This window comes from Sphaerobacter sp., assembly GCF_019683595.1.
Lineage (GTDB): Bacteria > Chloroflexota > Chloroflexia > Thermomicrobiales > Thermomicrobiaceae > Sphaerobacter.
The window spans coordinates 1-16,546 of record NZ_JADGHZ010000069.1 but is presented as its reverse complement, the minus strand read 5'-3'; the positions used below and the strand labels follow the sequence as shown (position 1 = coordinate 16,546).

General features: G+C 67.9%; 14 protein-coding genes and 3 riboswitches. Of the genes, 1 reads left to right on the top strand and 13 read right to left on the bottom strand.

What is annotated here, in order from left to right; genetic code table 11:
- Positions 1-373 precede the first annotated feature (373 nt).
- On the bottom strand, positions 374-1,066 hold the full coding sequence (locus tag IRZ30_RS09120) for a phosphoribosyltransferase (RefSeq protein WP_294084675.1): 693 nt from the start codon (positions 1,064-1,066) through the stop codon (positions 374-376).
- 102 nt (positions 1,067-1,168) lie between these two features.
- On the bottom strand, positions 1,169-1,966 hold the full coding sequence (locus tag IRZ30_RS09115; RefSeq protein WP_294084673.1) for a CpsB/CapC family capsule biosynthesis tyrosine phosphatase: 798 nt from the start codon (positions 1,964-1,966) through the stop codon (positions 1,169-1,171).
- A 175-nt stretch (positions 1,967-2,141) separates the two neighbouring features.
- A riboswitch (cyclic di-GMP riboswitch) is annotated at positions 2,142-2,219 on the top strand.
- Between the two features lie 407 nt (positions 2,220-2,626).
- On the opposite strand from IRZ30_RS09115, the gene IRZ30_RS09110 reads away from it, so the two are divergent.
- Positions 2,627-3,727, top strand: coding sequence for a right-handed parallel beta-helix repeat-containing protein (locus IRZ30_RS09110; protein ID WP_294084671.1), 1,101 nt, complete (start codon positions 2,627-2,629; stop codon positions 3,725-3,727).
- Positions 3,728-3,769: 42 nt separating this feature from the next.
- Here IRZ30_RS09110 and IRZ30_RS09105 read toward each other — a convergent pair whose 3' ends face one another.
- The 11 genes from IRZ30_RS09105 to IRZ30_RS09055 form a co-directional block, all read right to left on the bottom strand.
- Positions 3,770-4,963, bottom strand: a complete 1,194-nt coding sequence (locus tag IRZ30_RS09105; RefSeq protein ID WP_294084669.1) for a glycosyltransferase family 4 protein — start codon at positions 4,961-4,963, stop codon at positions 3,770-3,772.
- A complete protein-coding gene (locus IRZ30_RS09100) occupies positions 4,951-6,399 on the bottom strand; it encodes an O-antigen ligase family protein (RefSeq protein WP_294084668.1) in 1,449 nt (482 codons plus the stop codon). Before IRZ30_RS09100 ends, IRZ30_RS09105 begins: the two co-directional genes overlap by 13 nt.
- Before the next feature lie 40 nt (positions 6,400-6,439).
- The gene (locus tag IRZ30_RS09095) at positions 6,440-7,444 is read right to left on the bottom strand and encodes a glycosyltransferase (protein ID WP_294084667.1); all 1,005 of its coding nucleotides are present in this window, start codon (positions 7,442-7,444) and stop codon (positions 6,440-6,442) included.
- Positions 7,445-7,450: 6 nt separating this feature from the next.
- Positions 7,451-8,548: a glycosyltransferase family 2 protein gene (locus IRZ30_RS09090; protein ID WP_294084665.1), complete on the bottom strand. Its 1,098-nt coding sequence runs from the start codon at positions 8,546-8,548 to the stop codon at positions 7,451-7,453.
- Between the two features lie 73 nt (positions 8,549-8,621).
- Complete coding sequence (locus tag IRZ30_RS09085) at positions 8,622-9,851, bottom strand: glycosyltransferase (RefSeq protein ID WP_294084663.1); 1,230 nt, start codon at positions 9,849-9,851, stop codon at positions 8,622-8,624.
- On the bottom strand, positions 9,848-11,242 hold the full coding sequence (locus IRZ30_RS09080; RefSeq protein WP_294084661.1) for an oligosaccharide flippase family protein: 1,395 nt from the start codon (positions 11,240-11,242) through the stop codon (positions 9,848-9,850). Before IRZ30_RS09080 ends, IRZ30_RS09085 begins: the two co-directional genes overlap by 4 nt.
- Before the next feature lie 137 nt (positions 11,243-11,379).
- Positions 11,380-12,174: a polysaccharide deacetylase family protein gene (locus tag IRZ30_RS09075; RefSeq protein ID WP_294084660.1), complete on the bottom strand. Its 795-nt coding sequence runs from the start codon at positions 12,172-12,174 to the stop codon at positions 11,380-11,382.
- 11 nt (positions 12,175-12,185) lie between these two features.
- Positions 12,186-13,175, bottom strand: coding sequence for an NAD-dependent epimerase/dehydratase family protein (locus IRZ30_RS09070; protein WP_294084658.1), 990 nt, complete (start codon positions 13,173-13,175; stop codon positions 12,186-12,188).
- Entirely contained in the window at positions 13,175-14,023 is an 849-nt protein-coding gene (locus tag IRZ30_RS09065) for a WecB/TagA/CpsF family glycosyltransferase (RefSeq protein WP_294084656.1), read from the bottom strand. The genes IRZ30_RS09070 and IRZ30_RS09065 overlap by 1 nt, the downstream gene beginning before the upstream one ends.
- Positions 14,023-14,754 (bottom strand): sugar transferase, encoded by a 732-nt coding sequence (locus IRZ30_RS09060; RefSeq protein WP_294084654.1) that lies wholly within the window; start codon positions 14,752-14,754, stop codon positions 14,023-14,025. Before IRZ30_RS09060 ends, IRZ30_RS09065 begins: the two co-directional genes overlap by 1 nt.
- A 171-nt stretch (positions 14,755-14,925) precedes the next feature.
- A riboswitch (cyclic di-GMP riboswitch) is annotated at positions 14,926-15,007 on the bottom strand.
- Positions 15,008-15,090: 83 nt separating this feature from the next.
- Positions 15,091-15,175, bottom strand: a riboswitch (cyclic di-GMP riboswitch).
- Positions 15,176-15,312: 137 nt separating this feature from the next.
- Positions 15,313-16,101 carry an SDR family oxidoreductase gene (locus IRZ30_RS09055; protein WP_294084652.1) on the bottom strand — a complete coding sequence of 263 codons (789 nt, stop codon included), beginning with the start codon at positions 16,099-16,101 and terminating at the stop codon, positions 15,313-15,315.
- Positions 16,102-16,546: the final 445 nt, after the last annotated feature.

Genomic DNA, 16,546 nt, shown 5'->3' with positions numbered 1-16,546 from the left:
TTTTCCCCCCCCCGCCCGGGGCCCCGCCCGGCGCGCCGGGGCGCGCCCGCGCAGGCCGGATGCCGGGTATGCTGGGCTCGCACTGCACCGCCGCGATCTCTTGACGTTGCTCCTTCTGGAAAAACCGCGTGAACTTTGACGAATTAGCCCGACACACCCGCCAGCCGTCTCCGACTCCCCGCGTGTCATCCTCAGCGGAGCCGGGAGCGGCGAACAGCCGCACCCGGCGGAGCGAAGGATCTCTCCGCTGGGTGACCGGTACGGCGCGAGGTCCTTCGCTCCGCTGCCCGGCGCGCCCGCGCCGCCCGGCTTCGCTCAGGATGACGGCAAACGCGCCATGCGGCCGAGCTATCGCGTGCGGTCGGCTGCGCTCCTAGGCGCCCGGGTCAGCTTCCGGTGGGTGGTCAGCATGGGGGTCCCGCCACCTCGCGGCGTCGCGGAGCAGGTCGCGCACCTCGTCGTCGGAGGTGGGCGTAAAGTCTTCGTACCAGAGCCCGACCGCGTGGAACACGTCGGGGGTGAGGTAGCAGATGATCTCATCGACATGCGGCTCGAGCGCCTTGCACGTTTCCGGTGAGGCAACCGGCACCGCGACGACGATGCGAGCCGGCTTCCGCTGGCGCAGCGCCGCCACCGCGGCCCGCATCGTCGCTCCGGTCGCCAGCCCGTCGTCGACCAGGATCACCGTGCGGCCACCCACATCGGCTGGGGGTCGATCGCCCCGGTAGGCACGCTCCCGCTGCCGTAGCACGGCTTCCTCCCGCGCGGCCACATCGTCGAACACGTTTTGGGAGATGCCGAGGCTGCCCATCACCTGGCGATTGAGCACCCGCGTCCCGCCGCTGGCGATCGCGCCCATCGCCAGCTCCTCGTGCCCCGGCACACCCAGCTTGCGCACGACGAGCACATCCAGGGGCACGCCGAGTGCGCGCGCCACCTCGTAGCCGACCGGGACACCCCCGCGCGGGAGGGCCAGCACCAGGACGTCCGGCCGCCCGGCATAGTGCGCCAGCCGCGTTGCCAACCTCCGGCCCGCGTCGGTGCGATTTTCAAAGCGCGTGTCCATCGGCTCCTCCAAGCCCGGCTGCTGGGGGTGCGCGCCGGGCGCGGCCACGCTCGTCCACGCCGGACGGGTCGCAAGTGTCTGGCCACTCGCCGGGAGCCGCGGTTAGCGGAAGGGCCAGCGGAACCGGGAACGCCGTCGCGGCGGCTCGGGCTGGGGCGGGGTGATCGGCGCCCCGCGCAGCACGTCGGCGGCCGCCTGCGCCATCCAGGTCGCGTATGCCTCCCCGGCGATGGCCCCCGCGCGCTCCAGCGCTTCCCGCACGCGCGGCGGGCGTGAATCCGGCCGGTGCGCGTCGCTGGCGATCAGGTGCGCCGCGCGGGTGCGGATCAATTCCTCAGCCGCCCACCGCGCACTCCGCCCGTTCCGTCCGAACAGCGAGTCGGCGTTCACCTGCACCAGCACGCCGCGCTCGACGAGCGGGAGCACCCGGCCCGGATCTCGCTGCACCGCCGGGTAGCGCTCCGCGTGCGCCAGGATCGGCCAGAGGCCGGCCACCTGGCAGGCGTAGACTGCCTCCAGCAGGAAGGGCGGCCAGTCGCCCCAGAGCGACAGCTCCAGCAACAGATACGGGGTGTCGGCGAGCGTCACCAGCCGCCCGTCCGCCGCCCGCGCGGGCAGGTCGGCCGCGATCCGCACCTCACTCCCCGGAACGACGCGGATGCGCAGCCCGGCGTCGGCCGCTTCCCGGTTCAAATGGGCGACGCCGTGCAGGATCTGCTGAGGGGTCACGGAGTCGGCATGAGGCGTGGCGGCGATGGTCGTGATCCCGTCCTCCTCCGCCACCCGCAGCATCCGCAGCGCCTCGTCCACATTCCGAGCACCATCGTCTACACCCGGCAGCACGTGGCTGTGGAGATCGACCAGCCCTGTGTACGCCGCCGGCTCTCCGGATGTCGTCACGTGTGCCCCCACTCCCGCTCCACTCCATGATCGCGCCGCCCGCCCGACGACTCCACCTACCCATGGTACCGGAGCAACCAGGGCCGAAAGCACCGCGGAGCCTAGCCAGATCGGGGTGCCGGGTTGGCCCCATCGGGTCCTGCCCTCGATTCTACCGACTTCGTAACCTGAGCACAGCTGAAAAGGGCAAACCCGTCGCGAGGCGGGGGCGCAAAGCCATGGACCTCCACGCGGAGGCCGCCAGGCTGCCAGCACTCACACAGGAGCGGGTCCGAGTGCGGTATTCCGCCCCCACCTCCCGGGACGCCGAAACGGTGGCACAGGGATTGGGAGTGGAGCGGAAATATGAAGGACGAAAGAAACGGACCTGCGCGGTCCACGCGGCGTGATTTCCTAAAATTGGTCGTCGGCGGTGCCGTTGGCCTGCCGGCAGTGGCCTGGGCGGTCCTGCCGGGAGCAGCGGGCGCCAACGAGCGTCTGACGATCAGCGGACTGAAGTCGACGCCACAGCCTCGCAAGACCCCAACGCCGAAGGTGATCAAGCCTACGCCTACCCCAAAACCATCCAAGTCGAAGGCAACGCCGACCCCGACTCCCACCCCGACCCAGCCTCCGGCACCGGAAGCGGCACCCCCACCGGCGGCCGCACCGTCCGGCCCGGTGGCGAACGTTCGGGACTACGGTGCCAAGGGCAACGGCAAGACCGATGATTTCCGCGCGATCCAGCGAGCGATCGACGCGGTGGCCGGCAACCCCGAGGCGGTCGTCTCGATCCCAGCGGGTACGTACTTTATCTCCCAGGGGCTCTCCATCACCCGGCCCGTTCGGATCGTCGGCGAGAGCATGGACGGGGCAGTCCTGCTGGCCCGATCCGAGATCCGCATGGTCGGCATCGAGGGCACCGAAGGCGTGGAGATCGCCGGGCTGACCCTGCAGGGCATGGGCACCCACGGCACGTACGGTCCAGCGATCGAGCTGGTGAACGCAGGGGGCGTCACGGTCCGGGAGTGCCGGCTGCGCGACATCCCCGAGACGGCCATCAGCCTGTGGCATGTGCACGACGTGACGATCACCGACTGTCAGTTCAGCGGGGTCCGCTACTCCGGAGTCCGCATCCAGCACCCGGGTGCAGGGAACGTCAACCGGAACGTCACCGTCCGAAATTGCACCTTCCAGGACGTCAACACGGCAATGCAGAGCGGCAACGCTCCCATACAGGCACACGGCGGCGATCCGGATGCCCGGCACGAGTACATCACCGTCGAGGGCAACGTCATCACGACGAGTGGCGTTGGTATCGGACTGGATGCCGTCGACTACGGCGTGGTGCTCAACAACCGGATCACCGGCTCCGGCCTGGGTTATGAGGGCATCGCATTCTGCGGTTCGAACAACACCATCAGCGGCAACCAGGTCAACAACTACGGCGCCGCCGGGATCCTCCTCTGGGGCGTCGCCTACCGCCCGATCGCGAACAACATCATTCGCGGCAATACCTGCTGGGACAACTCCCAGGGCATCGCGATCGTGTGCGGCGAGGACCGCACCGTGATCGACGGGCTGCAGGTGGTTGAGAATCGCTGCTTCGCCTCTTCGCCCGCGAGCCGGCAGCAGTACGGCGTGCAGTCGTACATCGACGGCACCACCAATTTCACCTGGCGCAATGTGGTCATCGCCAACAATGACCTGCGCGGGAACACCCGCGGGGCGATCAGCCTGGTCCCACCGGCCCAGGCGACGATCTACGGCAACCTGGGCTAAGCGCTCGACGCACGGCGCGGCGGGCGGCGACACGCCGCCGGCCTACGCATGTGTGCGGCGGGAACGCGCGCACGCCGCCTCGTAGATGGCCATTAACTGCTCGTAGTTCTGAGCGCTCGTGTACTTCGCCTCGTAGACGCGCCGGGCCGCCCGCCCCATTTCCTCGCCGGCGTCCGGATGCCGTGAGAGCCAATCGACTTTCGCCGCCAGGTCGGCAGCGCTGCCTGCGGTGACGTGCAGCCCGGTCACACCATCCTCGATGACCTCCGCGGCGGCCCCCAGCCGGCTCGCAATCACCGGGAGGCCGGACGCCAGCGCCTCGACGAGGATCATCGGGAATCCCTCGTACCACACCGACGGGAAGATCAACGCCCGTGCCTGACGCATCTGCTCCAGGACCGCCGTGCGATCCAACCGCCCGAGGGAGCGAATGCTCGGCGACGCCTGCGCCGCGGCTTCGACCTGCCGCGCGAGCGGACCGTCCCCGACGATATGCAGTGGCTCAGGCCGCCCGTGCTCCGTCCAGGCGCGCAGGAGCGTGTCCACGCCCTTTTCGACCGCGAGCCGACCGGCAAAGAGATAGAACTCCCCCGGGGAGGAGCGGTCCGGCGGGTCCAGATCCACGAAGTTTGGCTTGACGACGATCCGCTCCTCGGGCAAACCGCCGGCAACGAACTGGTCGCGCGCGACCTGGCTCAGCGCGATGTAGCGGTCGACGAGGTTCCTCCAGGTGCCTGCAAGCCGGTGGACAGCGAGCATCGCCGCGACAGGGGCCGTCTGCGCGCGGGACTCGCGATAACAGCCATGGACCACACCCGGCCAGGGCACCACGCGCCCGACGCAGTCGTGACAGATGTGATCGTCACGATACAGCAGCGAACCGGGGCAGATCAGCCGGTAGTTGTGGAGGGTCTGCACCACCGCTACCCGCTCGGCACGCGCCGCGTAGTAGGCCGCCGGTGACACCAGCGGAAACGTATTGTGGAAGTGAACCACCTCCGGCCGATGCTCACGGATCGCCGCGCGGACCCGTGCAGCCCCTTTCCGGGACCAGACGGTGCCGAGCGCGAGGCGAGCGGCGTCGATGGGGGCGGGGCGCTCGGGGATCTCGCGGTTGTCGAAGACCAGCTCGGTAACGGTGTGGCCATAGCGGCGCAGCAGGTCGACTTCCGCCGCGAACACCACATCCTCGCCGCCTGCCTGCTGGTAGCGGTTGTGGACCACTAGGATGTGCACGATGCCCTCTGCAGTGGCGTCGGCGGGGCCGTGTCCGGGTCGGTCCCCGGCGCCGGACCACCTTCACCACCGGGCGGACCCGGTGTTGGTTCGACGGAAGCCGGGGCCGCGCGCTGGTCGCGCGCTGAGACGCCGAACGACGCACCGACGAGGATACCGGCCGGCGCCATCACGAAGACGTAGACCATCGTGTTGTCCGTGAGCATCGCCGCCGCCACCGCGGCGAGCGAGAGGAAGGCGGCCAGATGCACGCGAGCGGCCGGGTTGCGCTTCGGGTCCGATCGGCTCCAGGCCGACGCGGTCATCCACAGCAGCCCCAGGTATCCCACAAGCCAGATGGCCAGGCCGACCAGGCCGCCGTCGTGCAGGATGCGCAGGTAGTCGTTGTGCGGATGGCCCAGACCTGGGAAGTAGGCCTCGATCAGCTCCTCCGCCGAGCCCGACCCATTGCCGATGATCGGCGACTTGCGCCACGACGCCAGGGTGAGCTCCCAGAACGCCGTGCGTCCCATCGCGTTGATGGCGATCCCGCCCACCTTGAGGGAGAGATCGCCTTCGAAGAAGCGTTCCCGAAGCGCTCCGACATGCGAGACGATGGTGTACAGGAGCCCGACCGCTCCCACGCCGAGGACGCCGGCACGAAGCCAGCCACGGACCGATTGCAGGCGGATGAACGACAAGGGGAAGAGCAGAACCCCGACAACGAACGCGGTGCGCGACAGGCTGAGACCGACCAGGCCCACAATCGCGACCGCGGCCCAGAACGCCCAGCGATCCCCCGTGCGCCAGCGGCCCAGTTGCCAGGCGACGGCGACGAGGGCGAAGAGCGCGAAACTCCGCGCCTGGACCCCGAAACCGCTCGGCATCACGCCGAGGTGGTAATTCAGCACTTGCAGCACGACGGCAAGCATGGTCGCCGCCGCCATCACCCTGCCCAGCGTCTCGATGAACTCCGGCGAGCGCCGTGCCTCGGCCGCCGTCAGCACGATCAACCCGAGGAACGCCGCGATCACCAGGAGGTTCTGGACCCCCGCGACGGACGGCCGATACCAGAGGACCATCGACAGCGCGCCCCAGAAGAGGAACAGCAGGAATGGGGCAATGGCGCGCCGCACGCGGGCAGGCAGCTCCGCCGCACGGAGCAGCCAGACAAACCAGCTCCCGAGGACGTACAGGACCGTGGTGAGTCCCATCGCCGAGAGGGGACCGATGCGGAACGGGGTTAGCAGATCCACCAGCCCGCTCATCAGGAGGATCGCCAGGACCAGCGACCGCGAGAGCATCAGGAGCACGGCGAGCGAGGCGGCGGCCAGGAGCATGACGGCCAGGAGCGGCACGGCCGACGCCACGAGTGCCGCGACGAGGCTCAGCACAGCCGCCGCCGTCAAGACGGTCGGCGTTGCCGTCAGCCGGTGGAGCGCGTCACTGGCCCTCATCGATCCTGACCCTGTATCCCTCCCGTGACCCGGGGCCGAGTCACGATGTCGCCGCAGGTTGCGGCGTGAATTGCGTACCGAACCGCCGGAAGACCCGACGCGTCCACCAATGCGGGAAGGCGAAGGCTATCGCGATCCCCAATCCCTGGCGTACGGCGAGCCGCGGGTGCGGGCGTACCAGATCCACCACGGACCGAATACCGCCCGCGAGCAAGCGCCATCGCTCCCCACTTAGGATCGCATGGCCCGTCAAGGCCGACGCCACCAGCCGGTGCTTGTAGACGGTGGTCGATGAAAAACGCCGACCCTTCCGCCGCGTCCAGATCTCCGCCAGCGCCTCCGAGATGACCGCGTCCCGCTCGACCCGCCGGGCGATCGCGCCGGGCTGAGCAAACTCCTGCCCGGGGTGCTGCCGGTAGAGGCCGAGGGACTCATCCAGCGTATACCCCCAGATCCCCTCGATGGCGAACATCGACATGAGGTAGACATCCGCGCACGTTCGCCAGGTTCCGCTCTCGTAGGGGATCGGGAAGGCACGCTCTCCCGCGCTCCGGCGGAACAATAGCCCGCTGACCGTCACTCTGACCATCCGCTCCAGATGGAGGTGCGGATCGGGGGGAACCGGCCCGTTCGGCAGCAGGTCGGGGAAGGTGTAGCCGAGGGAGTTCAGCTTCGCGTCGGTGATGGTGAGCTTATGGCCGACCCACCCCACCTCAGGGTAGCGCTGAAAGATGTCGACCATGAGCGCGATCTTCTCCGGATCCCAGACGTCGTCCGAGTCCAGGAGCGCGATGATGTCGCCGTGGCTGGCAGCGAAGCCGACGTTGAACGCGGAGCACTGGCCCCCATTTTCCTTGAACACCGGGATGACCCGGTCCCCGTACCGCGCGATGACCTCCCGCGAGTTGTCGGTCGAGCCGTCGTCGACGACGATGACCTCGATGTTGGGATACGTCTGCGCAAGGGCACTGTCGATCGTCTCAGCGATCAGGTGGCCGTAGTTGTAGTTATCGATGATGATGCTGACGAGCGGCATGTCGGTCATCGTGTTTCATCCACCTCTCGAAGGCTGGTGCACTGGGCGTCGTCCCACCTGGAGCAGCCCACTCAGCCGCTGCCGCAGGCGATCGCGGCTTTCCGGAACCGCCACAGCCTCGCCGAGCCTGACCGCGAGGCGCCGCGGGGCCATCGCCATCCCCACAAACCAGAGCGACTGGAACAGCTTCCATGCGGGCGACGTGCCGGGATAGCGGAGCGCGGTAGCGACGCCGTCGACAGCCGCCCGGAGCGGGCGATCGCCCGGGATCGGATGCCGTGCGGGCGCAAGCTTGAGCGACACCATGCGGTCGCGCTGCAACGAGATATCAGCCAGGTCGGTGACGCGCGACGGGAGGCCCTTGACCTCGAGACGGTCCGCCACCATCTTCACGTGCGGCCAGCCATGATACGCCACCTCAACGGCGTGCTGCGCTCGCGACGCGGCGGACGCCCCGCCGTAGAAGTTGGTGCCGTGCACCCGATACTCGCCGCCGATCACGTCCAGGCCGACGACCTGGCCGGCCAGCGGCAACGTCATCGTGAGAAACTGATCGACCCCGTACCGATAGACATCCTCCGGGATCGGCCCGATCCGTCGGAGCGCCGCGGCCCGCGCGGCGTTCCCGCTGGTTGGCGGGCAGGGAAAACTGTTGCCATGCCGGAGGATGTGCTCCCGGAGGTCGCCACTCCACAGCGGATGCGTCAGTGGCGGATCGCAACGGCCGAGCGGGCGGCGTTCCGCGTCCACCACCGCGAGGCGGAACTGCACCAAGCTCGCCTCGGGGTGGTCACGAAACGCATCCACGACCTTGGCCACGATATCCGGCGCAAGCACGTCATCGGCGTCGAGCAGGAACACAATGTCGCCCCGCGCGGCGGCGACGCCGGCGTTGACCGCCGATGCCTGGCCGCCGTTCGCCTTGAGGACGCGCACGATGCGATCACCGTAGCGCTCGATGACGCGACGCGAGTCATCCGTCGAGCCGTCATCAACGACGATGACTTCCACCGACGGATAGGTCTGCCCCAGCGCGCTCTCGATCGCCTCACCCAGGAACGACGCGTAGTTGTAATTGTTGACGATTATGCTGACGAGCTCCCGCTCGTTCATCTCTTGCTCCCTTGGACGCAGATCGACCGCGCAATTATCAGGCTCCGGGCCCCGGTTTCTCCTGTCGTGCGTATCAGGGGTCGCTGGACGCCGCGAGCGGCTCGGTGACCGGACGTCGGCCAGCGTAGGCCACGAGCGAGCGGATCCGTGAGAGCACCGATTGAATCCGGCCCTTGAACGGATGGTAGCCCAGCCCGATCGCCATCCAGGTCGAACGCAGCGGCCGCGGTAGGATCACGGCAACGCCGTAGATCGCCATCCGGACCGCGCGCACCGCCGGGCGGTACATCTCGTTCCAGGCCAGCAGTCGTGCCACATGCGCGAACGACTGGACGGCCTTCCAGCTCCAGGCGTGCGCGATCAGATCGATCAACAGGACGGTCTTCCAATATTCGGCGTTGCGACGGTAGTCGAGAAGCCGGTCCGTCATGCCCAGCTCGGTCAGCCGCTGGTTCACAGCGGTGGTACTGGCGATGAGCATCCGGCAATGCCGTTGCAGACGCGGCACATCCGACTCTCGGCCGGCGCTATCGTTCTTCCCATGCACGCGATAGAGGTACAGCGGTTCCTCGATCGCAGCGACCTCCGCCAGGAGCGGCGCGATCGGCATGAGGAAGTTGTCCGCGCCCCAAAAACGGTCGTCGTCCGGGATGGGGAAGATGCACTGCGCGACCGCCCGGCGGAAACTCAACGCGGCCCCGGCGATCACGAGCCACCGGCCGCCACGCCGAACGACCCGGTCGGCGATCCATCCGGTTTCGAAGCGCGAGACGTACGGCATCTCCTGCGTCGCACCGGTGCGCATGTCAACCATGAGCATCTTGTGGTTGAGCACGCCCGCGCGTGGATGGGCGCGGAAGCACGCCACCACCTGCTCCAGCTTGGTAGGCACCAAGAGATCATCTGAGTCGAGGAAGCAGATGATCTCCCCCCGTGAGACCGCGAAGGCGCGGTTGAACGCCGCAACCTGCCCCTGGTTTACCGGGGAGCGGAGGAGGATGATCCGCGGATCGTGCTGCGCGTAGCGCTCCACGACCGCGCAGGAATCATCGGTCGAGGCATCGTCGACGACGATCAACTCGAAGTGGTCGTAGGTCTGCGCCAGGACGCTCTCGATGGCCTCGCCGATGTACGCGCCGTAGTTGTAGTTCGCCATCAGGATCGACACCAGGGGCCGCTCGGGCAGCGGGTCGAGCGGCACCGGCGCCAGCGTGCTCGCGTCGCGCGGCGCGCGCGACCGCGCCGGACGCACTCGGGCGAGGCGGCGGTTCGTGGCTGCAAGACGCGGCACTTGACCCATCATGCGGTCCTCCATCGGACAACGTAGCCGAGATAGTGTCCAATCTGCCGCCGCTGCCGTGGCAGCAAGGCCACGAGCGCAAGCGGCACCCAGAGCACCGGACGCCACCCAAGCGGCACGAGGACGGCGCCCAGCGGTGGGATGAGCGCGGCGAGCCAGGGCAGCACCTGCGCGTAGGAGAATCGGAAGACGCGGCTCATCTGGATGTGGAGCAACGCGTAGGTCGTCACCGCTACGATCTCCGCCAGGCCGTAGCCCATTAGGCCGAAGCGTGGCACGAAGAACCAGGCACTCGCCGCCAGGACGACGACATGCGCCACGTGGAACCAGGCCACGGCAGCATTGCGGCGCAGGACGTAGAGCGTCGAAGACTGGATGTTGAACAGCGCGCCGAACAGTGCCCCCACAGCGACCGCCGGATACACCCGCAGCGCCGGCGACCACCGTGCACCGAACAGCAGTGGGATCACCGGGTGCGCCAGGAGGGAAAACGCGCCAAGGAGCGGCCCGACCGCCAGCACCTGGAGCGCCATGGCCTCCTCCAGCGCAGCGCGCAGGCGTGCGTGATCAGTCTGTACCTTGGCGAGCGCGGCGATCGAGAGCCGCCACGACACGTTCCGGAAGAAGGACAGCACCTCCGCGAACCGGACGGCGAGCGACACATAGCCGACCCCCGCGGGGCCAAGGAACCGCCCGACGATCAGCGGGTTGACGAGCGACCGCAGTTGCCACAGCCACTGGGATCCCGAGTAGCCCAGGCCATAGCCGAGGAGCGCCTGAGCGCGGCTCCGCGACCAGACGAGCCGCGGCCGGTAGCGCGACACCGTGTAGGCGTAGATACAGACGATGATTTGAAGGCACCAGTAGCCCGCCACCGCTGCCCACACGCCCGCGCCCAACACGGCCAGCGGGAGCGCGACCAGGTAGTACACGATCTGCCCCATCAGGTCCATGATGGCCACAGCCCGGTAGTTCAAGTCCCGCTCGAGCCGTGCCGTTGCCGGAGCGATCATCTGCGACAGTGGCAGCGTCCCCAACAGCACGCGGAGCGGATCGACAAAGTGGGGGTTGATGGCCCAGCCGGCAAGGAGTGGGACCAGCAGGATCCCGCCGAGGGCCAGCCCCACGCCGGACAGGAGGAGCAAGGTGAAGGCCTGATGGTACGTCGACGCATCGGGCGATTCCTGGCTCCGGATCAGGCAGACATCGATCCCCATCCGGCCGATCTGGCCCACGAAGACGACGATGGCAACCGAGCCGGTATACAGCCCGTAGTGCGCGGGACCGATGAGGCGGGTCAACAGGAGCACCCCGCCCAGGCTCACAATGAGCCCGAATCCCTCACGCAGCGCGAGGTAGACCCCGCCTTTGAGCACCTGTTCCCGGAGGCTCATATCACGGCCCTCGTCGTTAACCGGCCGGTATTCGGTGCGCCATAGACGGCGAACGCCAAAATCCCCGCCAGGATCAGCGGCATCGCCATGACGCGTCGCCGTCCCATGATGTCCACCCGCAACCCCATTCCCCGTTGTCAGCCAAGCCGGTACAGTCGCTCAGGGGTAAACCCCACCCGGGCTGACCACGGACCGCGTCCGATCCCAGCCTGGTCCAGCAACGCGCCGACGGGGCACGCCGTCAGTCCCGCGGCAGCGATGGCGTCGAGAATCCGCGGCAACGCAGCCAGCGTGCGCCGCCACGCTCCCGGCACGCTGTAGCGATCAGAATCGTGGAGCAAGATGATGTCGCCGGGCTCCGGCCGGCCGACTGCCGCGACAATCCCGTCCGGCGTCGCGTCGGCAGCCCAATCCTGCGGATCTCGACTCCACCGCACGCGAGTCCAGCCGCGCCGCCCCGCCTCGAACCACGACGCGAGGGAGTAGCACCCATACGGAGGGCGGTACAGACGCACCGGCTTGCCGGTCGTGTCCTCGATCGTGGCTTGCGCCCGACGGAGATCCTCGAGCACGGCCCACGGCGTGAGCGAGAGCTGGTGAAGGTGCCGGTCGCAGTGGAGACCGACCTCATGCCCAGCCGCGACGATCTCCGTCAGGCGCCCGGGTGCGGCGCGGACTTGCTCGCCGACGACGAAGAAGGTCGCCCGCACCCCGGCGCGATCGAGCGTGGTCAGGAACGCATCCAGTCCCTCACCCGGTCCGTCGTCGAACGTGACCGCCACGCCGTTCACACCGGGGATGCGTCGCACATCCGCGAAGAGCCGGCGGCCGAGGCCCATCATGTCCCGATTCGGCAGGGCATTCAGCGCCCGCCCGACTCGCCGCACGCCGGCCCCCAACCCGCGCTTGCGACCCTCTCCGTGCACGCCCACCTGACGACTCATTACACCGCCACCAGCCGGCGCTGGCCGTGCCGTGCCGGAGCCACTTGCCGGGCGATCCACTGGTACGTGATCGCCAGGCCCTTCTCCAGCGAGGTCTCCGGCTCCCAGCCGAGCACCTGGCGCAGCCGGGTGTTGTCGCTGTTGCGCCCGCGGACGCCCTGCGGCTTCGTGAGGTCGTGCCGCTTCACGATCCGCTTCCCGGCGATATTGGCAATGATGTCGACCAGCTCGTTGATCGTCACCAGCCGATCAGTCCCAAGATTCAGCGGGTGGCGGTAGTCCGAGCGCATCAGCCGGTAGATCCCCTCGACGCAGTCGTCGACGTACATGAAGGAGCGGGTCTGCTCGCCGTCGCCCCAGATCTCAATCTCGTCGCCGTCCTCGGCCAGGGCGATCTTGCGGCACAGCGCCGCCGGGGCCTTCTCCTTTCCGCCCTCGTAGGTGCCGAGCGGACCGTAGACGTTGTGGAACCGCACCACGCGCGTCTCCAGGCCGTAGTCCTCGGCGTAGTACTGGCAGAGCTTCTCTGTGAAGAGCTTCTCCCAGCCGTAGCCCTCCTCCGGCGCGGCCGGGTAGGCGTCCTCCTCGCGCAGCGGCGTGACGTCGGGGTCGTCCTGGCGGTAGTCCGGGTAGACGCAGGCCGAGGAGGAGAAGAGGAACCGCTGCACCCCGTTGATCCGGCTCGCCTCCAGCATGTGGGTGTTGATCAGGATGTCGTTCCGAGCGATGCTGGCGTGGTTCCCGGTGATGTACCCGATGCCGCCCATATCGGCCGCCAGGTGGTAGACCTCGTCAACGCCGCTGGTGGCGATCAGACAGTTATCGAAGCGGCGCAGGTCGAGCAGTTGGAAGTCGTGCGCCAGCGACGACTCGAACTCGGGGTACTTGATGTCGACACCCCGGACCCAATACCCCTTGGCGACCAGGTAGCGGACCAGGTGGTGACCGATGAAACCGCCAGCGCCGGTGACCAGAACACGCGTTGCCATTAGCGAGCCTCCCATGGAATCCGGCCCTTGAGTATCTGGGCCGCGAACAAGACCACAAACCGCGGATTGTTGTAGAGGTAGCGCCTCCAGAGCCGCCGGGGCTCAGTCGCCAGCCGGAACAGCCACTCCAGCCCCAGCGATTGGATCAGGTCGGGCGCCTGCCGCTTGGTGCCGGCGAGGAAGTCGAAGGCGGCCCCGACACCGAGCATGACCGCGTCGATCCGGCCGCGCCGCGCCGCCATCCACTGCTCCTGCTTGGGGCACCCCAGGCCGACGAAGAGGATGCGCGCACCGGAGGCACGGATCTCCTCGATCTCCCGCGCCTCCTCCTCGGCCGTCAGGGGACGGAACGGCGGGCTATGCCGGTAGACGACCTGCAAGCCGGGGTAGCGCGCCGTCAGGTTGGCGATCATGCGGTCCAGCACCTCCGGCGTGCCGCCGTAGAAGCCGACCGGCACCCCCTCGCGCGCCGCGCGCTCGCACACCACCGGCGTCAGGTCCGGGCCGTACACCCGGGTGGCCGACGGGATCCCCAGCAGCTTCAGGCCCCACACCAGCGGCATGCCGTCCGGCGTGACCAGATCGGCCGCGTTGACGATCCGCTGGAACTCGGCGCGGTCGTGCCCCTCCATGACCATGTGCACGGTGGAGACACAGACGTAGCGCGACTCCCCGGCCTTGGCCCAGGTGATGACCTGCTCGGCCGCAGCCGCGTACGATGTGGCATCGACGCGCATCCCGAGGATGCGGCGGCTGCGGTTGACCGGGGTCGGGCGGGGCGCCCCCGCGACGGCCTCCGCGCTGGTCCCGATTTTGACGGCGGTCGCTTCGTGACGAACCTGCTGCATTAGAACGCTCCCTCCCGGCGCAGAACGGCCACGACGGTCTTAGCCAGGATCAACAAGTCGAAGCGGAACGAAGCGTTCTCGACGTAGTAGAGGTCGTCCTCAGTGTGCTCGTACATCAGCTTCTTCCCGCGACCGGTGACCTGCCACCAGCCGGTGATGCCCTGCGGAACCAGGAAGCGGCGGTACTGCCACGGCTCGTAGTGAGCCTCGACGATCTCCGGCAACTCCGGCCGTGGCCCGACCAGGCTCATCTCGCCGCGCAGCACGTTGATGAGCTGCGGCAGCTCGTCCAGGCTGGTGCGGCGCAGCAGCCGCCCCACCCGCGTGACCCGCGCGTCGTCGGGGCGCTTGTGCGGCCCGTCGCGCAGCAGGTCACAGCCGTTGACCATGGTGCGGAACTTCAGGATCTGAAACCGCCGGCCGCCCTGCCCGACACGCTCCTGGCGGAAAATCGCCGGGCCGGGGGAGTCCAGCCGGATCAGCACCGCGATCACCAGCATCAGCGGCGCGAGCAGCACCAGGCCGAGGCTGGCAACCACGATGTCGAGCACCCGCTTGGCAATCCGGTAGCTCCGCGGAAATGCCTCCCACTCGGCCGCCGGCGCGATGAGGGCGACGGTTTCTTCGATGTCGGAGGGCTGGTCGACCAACGTATCCCAGGCAGCGGTCCCTGCCACCGCCAGGCGTAGTCGGTCCAGCCCGCGTGTCCCACGCGCACGAACCTGCTCCACGATCACCCTCCCTGTTGGGCGCCCCGCGGGACCCGCCGCTCCAGGCATCCGGCCCCGCTTGGGATCGCCCCCCCTTCGATGAATTGCGCTCACCACGGACGAGTTGTGATATCAACTGAACGAGGCAGATAACAGAAAATGACGTGCGCTCACCGAAACAAAAACCGGCAAGATCTTGCCGGCCGGTTGCACCTCAGGCTCGGCGCGGGCGAGGTGCCCAGATTACAGCCCGCGCGTCATCGCCTCCGCGCTCACGCTTGTCTTCTGTTGTCTACGCCCGCTCCTGGACGCCCGCGGTGAGTTCCCTCCCTTAACGCAAAAAACCGGCTCGACTCCCAAGGGGTCGGCCGGTTGCACCTCAGGCTCGGCGCAGGCGAGGTGCCCAGATTACAGCCTGCGCGTCAACGTCTCCGACGTTTCGTTGTCCCGCGCGAGCGTAGTACGAAGCTCTCATCGCTCGCGTAATTAATTCCTACCATACACAGCTACGACCTATCTAGATCCAAATGGCTATTGCGTGAAGTACTTTCGTACTTCCGACACCAACCGGTCCCAAAACTACCAGAGTGAGCGAATCATACCACCGTCCACCTGGAGCGTAGCCCCGGTGATATAGCTGGCGCGCTCCGACGCCAGGAAGGCGACGGCATCGGCGAATTCCTCCGGCGTGCCGTAGCGGCCCATGGGGATCCGCGACGTCTCCCGCCGCTCCACCTCCGCCACGTCGATCCCCTGCCGCTCGGCGTTGACCTGGTCGAGCTGCGCCACCCGCGGTGTGGCGATGCGCCCCGGCACAATCGTGTTGACCCGGATCCCGTCCGGCGCAAGTTCGTCCGCCAGGGTCTTCGCCAGCCCTGCCACCCCGGCGCGCATCACGTTCGACAGCAGCAGGTTCGGGATCGGCTGCTTGATCGAAGACGAGGTCATGGCGATGATCACGCCGCCGCCCCGCGCCCGCATCGACGGCAACGCCAGCCGGATCAGCCGCACCGCGCTCATCAGCGTCAGCTCAAATGCCGCCTGCCAGTCAGCATCGTCGAACTTGTCAAACGTCCCGGCCGGCGGCCCTCCTGCGTTGGTGATCAGTACATCGATTCCGCCGTACCGGTCGATCGCCGCCTGAACCAGCCGCTCCAGATCGGCCGGCTTGGTAACGTCGGCCGCCACCGCCAGCGCCTCACCGCCCGCCGCGCGAATCGTCTCCGCCACCTCATCGACCGCCGCCTGATTACGGCTACTGACGACGACCTTCGCCCCCTCACGCGCGAGCGCCAGCGCCACTGCCCGGCCCAATCCCGAGCTCGCCGCCGGCACCAGCGCAACCTTCCCGGTCAGCCCCAGATCCATCTCATGCCCCCTCTCCTGCAATCACTCCGCGCCAGTCGCTGCCCACGCGGAGCCATTATGACCGATCCACGCCTAGTGTGCCGTGACGCAGTGGCCGAGCTCGTGACCACGGGAACCGGTGTATTCCCCTGCCCTCGCTAGTATCGAGACAAGACGGACACGAGCGCAGCTACCAGAGGCTGCGGAGCGGCAGCGGGGAATCACGCTCGCCAGGGCTCTGCTTCGTGGCATGCCTTATCACTCGAATACCTCTTCTTGACAGCAACGAAGGGTTGTGGTATCTCATGTTGGCAATCCTTCCAAGACATCCCCAAAGAGATTGGGGGTGCACCGAGGTAGTCGAGCAAGACATGCTCGCCGTGCTTCTTGTCCTCACCAATGTGGGGGAGCGATCTGCTCCCCTGCCTTAGGGCAGGGGAGCAGAACAGCACCGACCCCGCAGCAG

Excerpts from the sequence above, each read along its gene's own strand:
- IRZ30_RS09055 (WP_294084652.1), bottom strand. The coding sequence starts at position 16,101 with ATGGATCTGGGGCTGACCGGGAAGGTTGCGCTGGTGCCGGCGGCGAGC.
- IRZ30_RS09100 (WP_294084668.1), bottom strand. The coding sequence starts at position 6,399 with ATGAGGGCCAGTGACGCGCTCCACCGGCTGACGGCAACGCCGACCGTC.
- IRZ30_RS09095 (WP_294084667.1), bottom strand. The coding sequence starts at position 7,444 with ATGACCGACATGCCGCTCGTCAGCATCATCATCGATAACTACAACTAC.
- IRZ30_RS09120 (WP_294084675.1), bottom strand. The coding sequence starts at position 1,066 with ATGGACACGCGCTTTGAAAATCGCACCGACGCGGGCCGGAGGTTGGCA.
- IRZ30_RS09070 (WP_294084658.1), bottom strand. The coding sequence starts at position 13,175 with ATGGCAACGCGTGTTCTGGTCACCGGCGCTGGCGGTTTCATCGGTCAC.
- IRZ30_RS09080 (WP_294084661.1), bottom strand. The coding sequence starts at position 11,242 with ATGAGCCTCCGGGAACAGGTGCTCAAAGGCGGGGTCTACCTCGCGCTG.
- IRZ30_RS09085 (WP_294084663.1), bottom strand. The coding sequence starts at position 9,851 with ATGATGGGTCAAGTGCCGCGTCTTGCAGCCACGAACCGCCGCCTCGCC.
- IRZ30_RS09090 (WP_294084665.1), bottom strand. The coding sequence starts at position 8,548 with ATGAACGAGCGGGAGCTCGTCAGCATAATCGTCAACAATTACAACTAC.
- IRZ30_RS09065 (WP_294084656.1), bottom strand. The coding sequence starts at position 14,023 with ATGCAGCAGGTTCGTCACGAAGCGACCGCCGTCAAAATCGGGACCAGC.